This is a genomic window from Paenibacillus sp. P46E, from assembly GCF_001909095.1.
Lineage (GTDB): Bacteria > Bacillota > Bacilli > Paenibacillales > Paenibacillaceae > Paenibacillus_AQ > Paenibacillus_AQ helianthi.
Window position 1 is genome coordinate 100,760 of the sequence record NZ_LVYZ01000038.1, and the last position, 11,132, is coordinate 111,891.

General features: G+C 40.9%; 10 protein-coding genes and 3 pseudogenes. 3 read left to right on the plus strand and 10 right to left on the minus strand.

Features of this window, described 5'->3' with window-relative positions; genetic code table 11:
- Nucleotides 1-232: 232 nt before the first annotated feature.
- The gene (locus tag A3849_RS13385) at nt 233-778 is read left to right on the plus strand and encodes a TetR/AcrR family transcriptional regulator (protein ID WP_074111871.1); all 546 of its coding nucleotides are present in this window, start codon (nt 233-235) and stop codon (nt 776-778) included.
- A 19-nt stretch (nt 779-797) separates the two neighbouring features.
- Here A3849_RS13385 and A3849_RS33320 read toward each other — a convergent pair whose 3' ends face one another.
- Together A3849_RS33320 and A3849_RS33980 are read right to left on the minus strand one after the other, a co-directional pair.
- The gene (locus A3849_RS33320) at nt 798-983 is read right to left on the minus strand and encodes a hypothetical protein (protein WP_143191806.1); all 186 of its coding nucleotides are present in this window, start codon (nt 981-983) and stop codon (nt 798-800) included.
- A gap of 126 nt (nt 984-1,109) precedes the next feature.
- Nucleotides 1,110-1,558, minus strand: a pseudogene (locus A3849_RS33980) (nitroreductase family protein); the annotation flags it as partial.
- A 179-nt stretch (nt 1,559-1,737) separates the two neighbouring features.
- On the opposite strand from A3849_RS33980, the pseudogene A3849_RS34100 reads away from it, so the two are divergent.
- Nucleotides 1,738-1,989, plus strand: a pseudogene (locus tag A3849_RS34100) (hypothetical protein); the annotation flags it as partial.
- Nucleotides 1,990-2,057: 68 nt separating this feature from the next.
- Here the strand turns inward: A3849_RS34100 and A3849_RS13400 are convergent.
- The 6 genes and pseudogenes from A3849_RS13400 to A3849_RS13425 form a co-directional block, all read right to left on the minus strand.
- Nucleotides 2,058-2,789 (minus strand): NADPH-dependent F420 reductase, encoded by a 732-nt coding sequence (locus tag A3849_RS13400; RefSeq protein WP_074111873.1) that lies wholly within the window; start codon nt 2,787-2,789, stop codon nt 2,058-2,060.
- A gap of 166 nt (nt 2,790-2,955) precedes the next feature.
- Nucleotides 2,956-3,272 (minus strand): annotated as a pseudogene (locus tag A3849_RS13405) (MFS transporter); the annotation flags it as partial.
- 372 nt (nt 3,273-3,644) lie between these two features.
- Nucleotides 3,645-4,070 carry a MarR family winged helix-turn-helix transcriptional regulator gene (locus A3849_RS13410; RefSeq protein ID WP_074111874.1) on the minus strand — a complete coding sequence of 142 codons (426 nt, stop codon included), beginning with the start codon at nt 4,068-4,070 and terminating at the stop codon, nt 3,645-3,647.
- An 82-nt stretch (nt 4,071-4,152) separates the two neighbouring features.
- Entirely contained in the window at nt 4,153-5,118 is a 966-nt protein-coding gene (locus tag A3849_RS13415) for an NAD(P)H-dependent flavin oxidoreductase (protein ID WP_074111875.1), read from the minus strand.
- 37 nt (nt 5,119-5,155) lie between these two features.
- Nucleotides 5,156-6,280 carry an NtaA/DmoA family FMN-dependent monooxygenase gene (locus A3849_RS13420; protein WP_074111876.1) on the minus strand — a complete coding sequence of 375 codons (1,125 nt, stop codon included), beginning with the start codon at nt 6,278-6,280 and terminating at the stop codon, nt 5,156-5,158.
- An 18-nt stretch (nt 6,281-6,298) separates the two neighbouring features.
- Nucleotides 6,299-7,333: an LLM class flavin-dependent oxidoreductase gene (locus A3849_RS13425; RefSeq protein ID WP_074111877.1), complete on the minus strand. Its 1,035-nt coding sequence runs from the start codon at nt 7,331-7,333 to the stop codon at nt 6,299-6,301.
- A 158-nt stretch (nt 7,334-7,491) separates the two neighbouring features.
- Here A3849_RS13425 and A3849_RS13430 point away from each other — a divergent pair, with 158 nt between their 5' ends.
- Nucleotides 7,492-7,854 (plus strand): winged helix-turn-helix transcriptional regulator, encoded by a 363-nt coding sequence (locus A3849_RS13430; RefSeq protein ID WP_083613494.1) that lies wholly within the window; start codon nt 7,492-7,494, stop codon nt 7,852-7,854.
- A 258-nt stretch (nt 7,855-8,112) separates the two neighbouring features.
- On the opposite strand, the gene A3849_RS13435 is transcribed toward A3849_RS13430, so the two are convergent.
- Nucleotides 8,113-9,081, minus strand: coding sequence for an NAD(P)H-dependent flavin oxidoreductase (locus A3849_RS13435; protein WP_074111878.1), 969 nt, complete (start codon nt 9,079-9,081; stop codon nt 8,113-8,115).
- Between the two features lie 1,108 nt (nt 9,082-10,189).
- Nucleotides 10,190-10,450, minus strand: a complete 261-nt coding sequence (locus A3849_RS32415) for a hypothetical protein (protein WP_178382682.1) — start codon at nt 10,448-10,450, stop codon at nt 10,190-10,192.
- Nucleotides 10,451-11,132 lie beyond the last annotated feature (682 nt).

Consider the following 11,132-nt stretch of genomic DNA (forward strand, 5'->3'; position numbering starts at 1 on the left):
AACCCCTCCAATATTGGTTTTTAATTCTTTTGAAGTTTAATTACACTGTCAGATGAAATCGGGACTTACTATTAACCTTGCCACTTTAAAGTTTCTGAATGGACTAACCACCTTCTTAGCAGTATACTATTACAACAATAGTTGCTTTAGTAGTTCAATTGTATCCGGAACATCATTGAGGAACAACCAACAATGCGAGTCATTTGTTGGTTTAAAAAAAGGAGTTAGATCCATGGGACTTAAAGTAAGAAATATTCGTACAACTCGAACAAGAGAATCCATTTTTGAGTCACTTTTTGAACTGATGGAAGAAAAAGATTTTGATAAAATCACAATACAAAATTTAACGGAACGGGCCCAAATCAATAGGGCAACTTTCTATGCTCATTTCCAAGATAAATATGAATTGTTGGATGAGATTATAAGAAAATCAGCGGAAGAACTTATTCAACAACATACTAATGGTGTGTGTGCATTTACAAAAGATAATATGATGCAATTAGTATTCGCAGCTTTTGAGTATCATCAACAAGTCAAAAAGAAATGTCGCCGAAACTATAACAAAATTATTCCTCTACTCTCTTCAAAATTAGTCATTGCACTAAAGCATTATTTGAATCTTTGTATGCAGGAAATATACTCTGATGAACGTACTTTTTTCGTACAAATCTATGCCAACATGATTAATGAAGCAGTTACTCTGCATACTGCTGAACAAACTAAACTAACAGAACAAAGTATAGCAGAGCATGTTGTTCAAATGATACACCTGGACTAATCGAAAAAGCGAGCCGTATTTAGGTAACAACACCTACGGCTTTTCTATTGTAATTTATAAAATTGGCCTTTAAGATTGCAGCCACTAATGTCGCTTCATTTACTTGTGCATCTCTTACTAATCCTGAAGAGTTCAATAAGAAGAACATCGAACCAGCCGCTGAATCCTTAACAATGCATGGGAATGAAGCAGCGACAATGCTCACTAAATCTCTTAGTGATATTTAGCATACTAAATTTATCACGATAAATTACAATTGTCAGTTTACCTTAGAGATACCGCCTATTGGGGGCAACTCTAAAGTTCAGGAAGTTTGGCTTTGTCGTAAAATTTATTTTTTAGCAAATCCTTGCTTTTCCAAATAGTCCATCACTTGAGGCTGAATACTTCTCTGGAGATGATCCTGAATGTGGTCACTCCATCCTTTTACTTTTTTCACGCTGAAAGGGGCTTTCATCGGTCGATTTTCATAATACTTCAACATCTTCTCATCATAGATAGCTAATTTATCTTGATCTAGAGATTGATACTGATTTTCAAGTAATACCATGGATTCGGCAGCGGTTAACGCATTCTGTGCCATCAGTCTGGCGTCAAATGAACCGATTAACAAAAAATCAATATATTCGAAATCCACTTCCAGAGCAATTTAATGATTGCGGTTGAAATCTGCAAAGAAGATCCAGAACTCTGCCGCTTCTTCAATATATGGTTGATCGACACAGAGATGACTGACTTTTTTCGAAGAACTGGATCTGTGAATCGAATAATGGACACAGCGCAAGCGCCAAACCCAGCCCACCTGTAAACCTAACGCCAGTCGTGAGATCATAGGCATATCTTAAATCAAGGAGATCTGCCAGATGACCAAAGCCGAAAGACGCCAGCACTAATGGACAGAGCGCATCAGGGACTATCGAGCCAGTGGCCTCACCATGTCTGCCTGATGCGAAGCACAGGGATTGACCCTACATCAATTAAAATATTGGCTCCGCAAAATCGATTCCAGCGTGCCTCCCTCTTCCTCGCCTTCCTTTATTCAGGTGACCGTCTCACCGCCATCCACGCCTCCCTTCTTGACCCTTCGCGTCGGTCCAGCCTCTCTTGACGTGCAGGAAGGCTTCTCCCCGAACTGTTGCGTCAAATCGTTCGAGCGCTGCAGACCCTATACTAACGCTACCGGAGAAGGTCTAGAAACGTTAGTATTATGAAGAAGCGACAGAACTAGACCTTACTAGAATTGCCTAGTCTGCCGCTTTTTGAAGGCCAAATTCCTGAATCAGGAATTATATAATTCTCTGTTTAGATTAACAATGTCTTCATGTGAATATCTTCCTTCAGGCGCTGACAGGATTTCTATCGCTTTATCTCGTAACAATGGGGCTTTTTCTTTATTTGCTTTTTTTAATGCATCTGTTAGTTCCTCTTTAGTTAGTTCTGTGCAGTATGCTGGAGTACCTGGCTGCTGTCTCCATGAATCATTTAAAGAACCACTATCTACTGTATCGAAGCCTAGTTCGTTGGCTATATTCATGATTTTTTGCTTCTGCTGTAGATCATTACCGGCGATGGCTATGGCAATACGTCCACTATTACCTTCTGGAGTTCCTTCATGTTCTAAAGTATAGGCTAATAAATTGTTGAAAGCTTTAATAATTGATCTATTTAATTGATTTGAAACCCAAATACTTTCAATCATCCCGTTCTCAACTTCTTCAATTTTACCGCTCATTTGAGGATAATAATTTGAAGTGTCAACAACAACAACTTCCTCCCCAACTTCATCTATAACGTTGCGAATACTTGGCAGTGCATGGAAAGGGATAGATATGATAAGAACATCAATATTTTTAATCACTTCTATTACAGTCACAGGTGTTCCTGTAAGTTTTTTCTCTTCCAAACGTTCAATTCCACGAGCATCTGCAATCTTTACATCATGCCCATTCATAAATAGTTTTCGAGAAATACTTGACCCGATTGGCCCTGCACCTATAATTCCAAATCTCATTTTCATTCCTCCCAAATATTATCCTATTATAATTAATTATCTTTCCTGGTTGAGAATCCTATAGTATTTGCATAACTATATTCCAGTAAGTGATTCTAAATCACCTTTCATCGTTTCCCATTCAATATCAAAGCATAGAAAACTGCGTAACATTAATGGATTGATCTCATCGTCTCACGGTGACTACGACGCGGCGGATGAAGAACGCTATGACCAAGCCAATCAGTGCTATAATCAACGTGAAGATGAACACGTTTTGTGACCGGCCGTTATCGCGTTTGGAACCTCGGCCTGTTTAGCCAAAGCAGCGAAGCCGTGCATTTATTTCTCCATACCACTCGAAAGGATGCTGATTGCGACCGCTGTTCCAATCGCGCCCACAACCTGCTGCAGTGTGTTCATGACTGCCGTGCCGTGCGGGTATAACTCTGGCGGCAATTGATTTAGCCCGTTCGTTTGAGCAGGCATCCATATCATGCCTACCCAACCATGGGTCCGATATGCTGTATCTTTCTTGATCAGTGGACTGATAGATAGATGCCCGACAATTACACCTAGAGGTAATAACCCATCATGTAGATTAAGGATATAGTTCCTCAACCCGGACATGGCAATACCTGAATTTCCAAACATGGAACTTAGAATCATGGCGGATAATTCTGTTGTAAAAAGAAGCGCGCCTTGACCACTTGCAATCATTTCCGGAATGACTTGTCTTTTTGGCCAAAGAGAAACCCAGGCCTTACCCGGCGCCGATTATAGCTATTGTCTTCAAAAGGGTAATCTCTCTTCCTAAGTGATACATCGAAAAATAAATTATTTAGTCTGCTAAATATATTAAAAAAGATGGAGAACTCATAATAAATTTCTCTCCATGATTTTCATTAATCGTCCTAGTATCAAGCGATCTTCCATAGAAATGGAATGTAGTAATTTATCCTGTTGGGCTTTCCATTTGATATCAACCGGAGCCTCTAATTCTTTTCCTTTGTCTGTAAGATAAATTCGCATAACTCTTGCATCTTGCTCATCACGTTTGCGGTATATAAATCCATTTTGCTCTAATGACTTGACCATATTCGTTACCGTAGGCGGTTCGCATTTTAAATGTTCACTTAGTTGCATTTGTGTGATCCCATCGCCTAACCACAAGCGGTACAGTAAATTATCCTGGCCAACATAAAGGTTAAGCTCTCTTAGAGATTCGCTGTAATGCCGACGCATTTGAGAGGAAATCCGATCTAACGAATGCCGAATATCACAATCCAATTGATCTGTCATTAATCCATCATCCCTCGAATATTATTTAACGGGCTAACTATATCATGACGAAATGGATGTGTAAAATTAATTTATGTTGAATTCATCCGATGGATTTAACAATTTCATCAATCACTTCTTGACATGTTAGAACTTGTTGAATGCCGCCGGCTGATTCAGATACGCTTACGGTCCCGTTAACCAGATCGCCATCTAACAATCCGATTTTGAACCCTTCTCCATAATATTTGTATGCTTCTGCTGGCTTTCCTTGATTAATGAGTTCTAGCGCTTTTTTGCCCGCTTCTGTAGGTATGGTTCTCAAATGTCCTGCACCAGATTTAAATTCAATAAACTCTTCACTTTTCGACTTAATGATGGCGTTTTTTGCTTCTATACTCGCCGGATTTTCCTTAGTCACGATGAACCTTGTCCCCATGTAAACACCTTCTGCACCCATAGATAATGCTGCTTTCGCTCCACGGCCATCTATAATGCCTCCGGCAGCAATCACAGGTATTTGTACAAGTGAAGTGATTTGTGGAACAAGCGAAAGCGTACTGATTTTATAATCACTCATATGACCACCAGCTTCATAACCTGTTACGATAAGTGCATCTACTCCTGATTTTTCTGCTTCTACAAGCTTCTCTACGGTAGGGCTTAAGTCTCTGTACACTACTTTAATGTCATGTTCTTTAAGCCGTTTCAGTTCACGATCGACCACATTAAGTCCGATGGCAATCACGTATTTCACCTCTTCTTTTACCAATACATCAAAAACTGCATTCGTAAACGGATCTTCTGTAGCCCCGCCCATCGGGAAAATGTAGTTAACTGCAAAGGGTTTACTCGTTAATGCCTTTACCTTGCGAATTTCTTTGGTTAGGCGGTCTGCCATATCTTCTGCACTCGTTGCCTTTTCGGTTTGGCCTGCATTTGGCCCCAGTACGCCCATCCCACCTGCATTGGATACTGCTGCAACAAATTCTGCAGAGGTTACCCATGTCATTGCTGCTGAAATAATGGGATATTCTATACCCAGTAGTTCAGTAATTCGGTTTTTCATGATTGAGTTCTCCTCTTTTTAAATAAATTTTTTATTATTACTTCGTATACCTATTTTCAGGGGAAGGTAGCCCTAAATTCCCCCGAAGTGTATCCGCCTCATATTCCTTTCGGAATATGCCTTTATCTTGTAATATAGGAACAACCCATTTAATGAAGTCTTCAAACCCTGCTGGATGATCCTGTCTAATCAGCAAGATATCCATGACGTCTGCTCGATACCAATGTTCTATTGTTTCTGCAACCTTTTCCGCAGATCCTATTAATTGAGGTTTTGGCACCCGTGAACCTTTAGGCATCCATGATTCGATTTCCCTTAGCTTGTCCAAGGCTTCTTTTTCCGTCTCACCAACGATTGGATTTTGAGAAGGCATTATCAGTAGGTCGTTTGGTGAACGCCTTTGATTTTGCACTTTACGTTTAAGCTCAGCAGTGAATGCCTTGAGGTATTCAAAATCATGTCCAGGTGCCATGATGACTTCGGCATGCTGTGCGGCAATATCCATGAGGTCCGGGGAGGTACCGGCTTGAGAGATGACCGGTCTGCCTTGCCGGGATCGACTAACATTTAAGGGTCCCTCCACCGAAAAGTAATTCCCGGTATAGTGTAGCGGATGCATCTTACCAGGGTCATAGAACACCCCACTTTTCTTGTCACGTATAAAGGCATCGTCTTCATATGAATCCCAGAGACCTTCAACAATCTCTAAGAACTCTTTCTTCATGGGATAAAGATCTGCTTTCCTTAAATGAGATCGGCTGTAATTGGCCAACCCCCCGGGATTCGAGGTGATGGCATTCCATCCGGCGCGGCCCTTGCTAATCTTGTCGAGTGAGGCGATCTGTCTGGCAACCGTAAATGGATCAGCATATGATGTCGCTATGGTTGCGGCCAAGCCAATGGAGTGAGTGACCATACTCAAAGCAGACAGAATAGACACTCCCTCAAACATGCTTAGATAGTGTGGGATCATACCAGGTCCAATATGGCTTACGTCCGCTAAAAAGATGAGATCGAACCTTGCCTGTTCAAGTTGAATGGCTTTTTGAACGTAATAATCAATATTTTCGCTGGCATCTGCTGGAATATCAGGATGTCTCCACCCCGTGTAGTTCCAACCCACGCCATCAATAATCCCTCCTAATTTAAGCTTTCTTTCCATGGTTTAATGACCTCCTTTTCACTGATCTCCCTGCGATAAACCTAATTCCTTTGCCAATAATTCATGCCCTTTCTTTCGGCTTTCTTGATTAGGATAGAAGTCTGCAATCATGATTTCATTCACTAAACTTGCTCTCGCCAATTGATGGAGTTGTTCAGCAACCTGTTTAGCACTTCCAATAACAAAGCGTTCATTGTTTCGTTCCTTGGCCAGCTCTTCTTGAGGAGTGTATGTGTGATTTTTGGCTTCCTCAGGTGTAGGAAAAGTAAGAATTCTCGTCCCTGTGCTCATTTGTGCCCACAATAACTCCGCCGGTCCTGCAATATATTTAGCCTCTTCTTCCGTCTCAGCTGTAATCACGATCGTCGCTAACATACTTTGGGGTTCACTTAAATATACCGAAGGTTTAAAATTCGAACGGTAAGCTCTTAACACAGGAATTGCCAGTTGTGGCGCCAAATGAGCAGCAAATACAAACCCTAATCCTTTATCCAAGGCAAACTTTAATCCTCCCTCGCTAGATCCCAACATAAACATATTTGGAACCATCGATTGATCTCCAGGGGGATTGATATGACTAAACGGGTGAGTCTCTTGAAAGTTACGTCCAAAAAACGAAAGCAGGTTATCTAGTTGCTCTGGAAAATCATTTGTCTTCAATAATTCTCGGGATCTTAGCAATGCCCACATGGTCCGGCCATCAGCTCCAGAAGCCCTACCGATCCCCAGGTCAACACGCCCTGGATATAATCCCTCGAGAAGAGTAAAGTTCTCCATTACTTTCAAAGGGCTGTGGTTAGGCAACATAATGCCACCGGAACCTACTCGAATGCTTTTGGTGTGAGCGGCTGCATGCAAGCTCAGCAAGTCTGGTGAGGTACTCATCAAGGTTGTTGTGTTATGGTGTTCAGTGAACCAATACCTGTAGAACCCCCACTCTTCTGCTAATTGAACCATTTCCGTTATATTTTGAAGACTTTGCCTAGCGTCAGATTCTTTATAGATATGAACAAAGTCCAAAATCGAAAGCTGTAATCTATTTACGGTATTCACTTATCAGTCACTCCTTTCTGTGTTATATTTATTTAGCTTGCTAACTGTTTGTTTTTGTTTGTTGAAATAATCATAATGTCATTATGATTATTTGCAAAGAGGGCAATATAAATAGACATAGTACAACTATTTGTACCATTTGATTAGGAGTGATCTTAGTGAGGGTTTGTAATGAAGGATTTGATAAAGAATTTATGGATGAAAAAAGGGATATGTACGCGATAGCCTTCACCCAAAACGTTCTTTCAGGACGTTGGAAATATTTCATATTATGGTTCCTAAAAGGAGATACACGCCGTTATTCAGATATAAAAAAATTTCTTGGAGGGTTATCACAAGGCTCGCTCACAAATCACCTCAGAGAACTTGAGAACGATGGGGTCATTAAACGTGAAGTATATCCGGAAGTTCCTCCGCGGGTAGAGTATTCGTTAACGGACAAAGGTATCAAATTACTTCCCATCCTTGAAAAGATGGAGGACTTCGGCAAAGAATACGGCGATAAACACGAATTCGAATAAGGGCAGAAGCAAGACACCTCATGCGCTAAAGCTGGGACTGTCCGCGCTACAGCAAAGATCGCCAGCAAGCATGAGACACCGCTCCGCCATGCTGGCATAAAAAATGCCCCTTAGAATTCATTGTATAAACCAAGGGTTTATTCCAATGTCTATTCTAAGGGGCATTCCAAATCGAACGAGGGCTAAATCTCTAATACACATTTAGTTCAACGGTGATATTTGCTATAATAGGATTAATTTATTATTGGAATTCACTGGTTACTTAATACCAGCTGCCAACTCATCAACCACTTCTTGTACAGTTTGGATCTTCTTGATTGGCGTAATTCCAGTACCAACAGAGATAATACCACCTTCGCCGTTACCTTCAAGCATCCCGATACGGAGTGCACCAGAACCACCCTCAAGCTTAGCAATTTCTTCACGGGATGCGCCCTGTTTGTCCAGAGCTACCAATTTTTCAGCAAATGGTGTAGGCAATGAACGGTAGTAAGCTGGCAAAGTACGGTACAACAACAAATCAGCTGCAGATGAATCTACAATCATTTGTTTTACGGTTTGTGCTGCAGGGCATTCGACAGTTGGAATAAAACGGCTTCCTAAAAAGACACCTTCTGCCCCCAATTCAAAGGCACTTGCAACACCGCGAGCATCGCCAATCCCGCCAGCTGCAATAACTGGAATATCAATCACGTCTACGATCATTGGCGTGATTGTAAACGTGCCGATAGCACTCGACGGCAATGTTCCCCCCTCATCAAATCCAGTAACAACATAAACATCAACCCCCATAGCTTGGGCTGCCTTTGCATCTTCAAACGTGGGATTCAACGGACGGTAAACAATCTTAATGCCCGATTCCTTCAACGGGGTAATAATCTTTTCAGTTAGCGTTCCTTCAACGCCATTTAGAAGAACAACTTGCACACCTTCTGCAATGACAATTTCCAAAATGGGCCAAGTGTATTTCAAATCTCCACCAACAATCAAAGTTGAACCAAATGGTTTATCTGTCAGTTCCTTTGTTTTACGGATCTCACGGCGCATACGTTCTGCGGTTTCCTCTGGAGAAGCTGTAACTGTCGTTTGACCGGCATTAGGACCAAGAATCCCTAAACCGCCCGCATTACTAACGGCTGCAACAAATTCAGCATTCGTAATCCAATTCATAGGTCCTTGCAAAATGGGCTTTTCAATGCCAAGAATATCTGTGACACGATTTTTCATAATTATTATCCTCTCTTTAGTACCATAAAGTCGCAATACTATAAAGCTTAATTGGTCTCCTGCGGTTTATGTACAATAAACATTGGCTTGCAAACTATAGAGAAATGTTTGTATTAGTTAGCAACCTTGGCACCATCATAAGTCCGTACGTTTCATTTGCAAAGAAGGCAATCTAAATGAACATAGTACATGTTTTTGTACTCTTAAAATGGGAGCGATATCATGAGGGTATGTCATGAAGGATTTGGAAAAGGGTTTATTAATGTAAAAAGGAATTGTACGCAATTTCCTTTACAGACAAGACCGCATCCGATAAGCTTTGAGAATCATGACTGCCATATCTTCCAGGCTCAAGGTTTCATCAGGCGCAAATGCATCCTTGCTTCTTCCCGTTACGATTCCCACTTCGAATGTGGTGGCTATCCTTTTTATTCCATCATGAGACAATATGAGGCTACCGGTTAAGTGTAATAATGCAAATTAGAAGGCATTGTCTTTAGTTCTTCCATGCACTTATCCTCTTTATGTCCCATGTTTTTAAGGATCTTATACTCTGCGATTGTACGAAGTTCACCCACATAACTACACAATGCCATTTCCTGACGAGAGGACACACTGATATTTAGTAGCGCTCTTTTATGATTCTAAGCTTAGTACCTCATCATCATTTATACTGCCCAGACAAACCATGTTGCACTTGTGATATTACTATCTCTAAATGCTTTTTTATATGGTTTATTTCTATACCTCTCGTCTTTATCTAGGATGTTAGGCAGTTCTTTCAGCTAAAATTGACTCCTCAATCAACATCGTTCTATTTAGTTAATTATAAAATCGGTAATAGTACCATGTTCTTGTCCATTTTCGGCAAAGGGACCAAGTTCTTGTCCTGAGATTAGGACAAGAACTTGGTCCCATAAACCAGAAAATCCGCGCGGGGCGCGGACTTTAATGAGACTATGTTTTTGTCCACCGACAAATTGTGTGTGTGTTGGTCTGCAAACCTGGTCGATGTCAGGTATATAAAGTTTCAACGAGTTGCTGACCACTCGGCCTGATTTCCTTCCCCGACAAACCGATTTAGTTAATGACATCTGAGAAGTTCTGCTCATCTTCTTTCACAAGTCGACCGATCTAATCCATAACCTTGAGCAAGCTCCCTGCTATAAACCATATCTATATACCCAGGTAAATATACACCTTCAATTCCCGCATCAATATAAATTAAGTCTTCACTTTGCTCAAAATATTCGTTCATTACTTTCCGTGAATAATCATTATCTACCGCTCCAATTAGTACCTTCTGGATAAAACGGCCCTGTGAATGCAAATAGTCTGTGTGGGAGAATAGGTTATTTAATTCTTCCACAGACTAAATGTTACGCTTCTTTGCTTGGAATGACGTCGTCACCTGTTTCAATTGGATGTGTCCCTATCTTTATATGAGGTGCATACCGTGTGCCGAGTGAGGAAAAGTTTTATTCTTTTACTTTCGTAAGTACACTATTTTTATTTTCATATGTTTTTTATTTTTCCCCATTTTACGAACTATCTCTTCTTCCAAGTTAATTCCTAGAAGTAGTTTCAAGTGATCCCCCCCTAAAAATCGTATCAAAAAGTATAGTTCTTGCTTGATACGTTTCTAAATTCATTTTAGTATTTTTGAGACGCAAGAATAGGGTGGGGTTATAGAGTCTCGAAAAGATTGCTTTTTAAACGGTTTTCTACATCGAAGATGTCGTAACAAATAAAAGAAGGGGCTGTCCCAAACTAACATGGCCTGACGGCCACCATCATGAATGAAAATGTCTTGGCTTGTGAATCTGTGTCTTCCATAATGGAAGTGCAGGTCACAGGCCGAGGCTTTTTTGGTAGGACATACTCTGAGTCCCAAACCGGCCGATTGTATCCCACGAGTACCGCCAATTGTTGCTATGAGCACGTGTATAAAAATCCTTTTACTTGAGGGTACATGACCTGCGTCAAACTGATTCCAGGGGTGATGTGGATGGAGGCGATTTTAGAAAGATGCGCGGGGCTAGACGTTCACC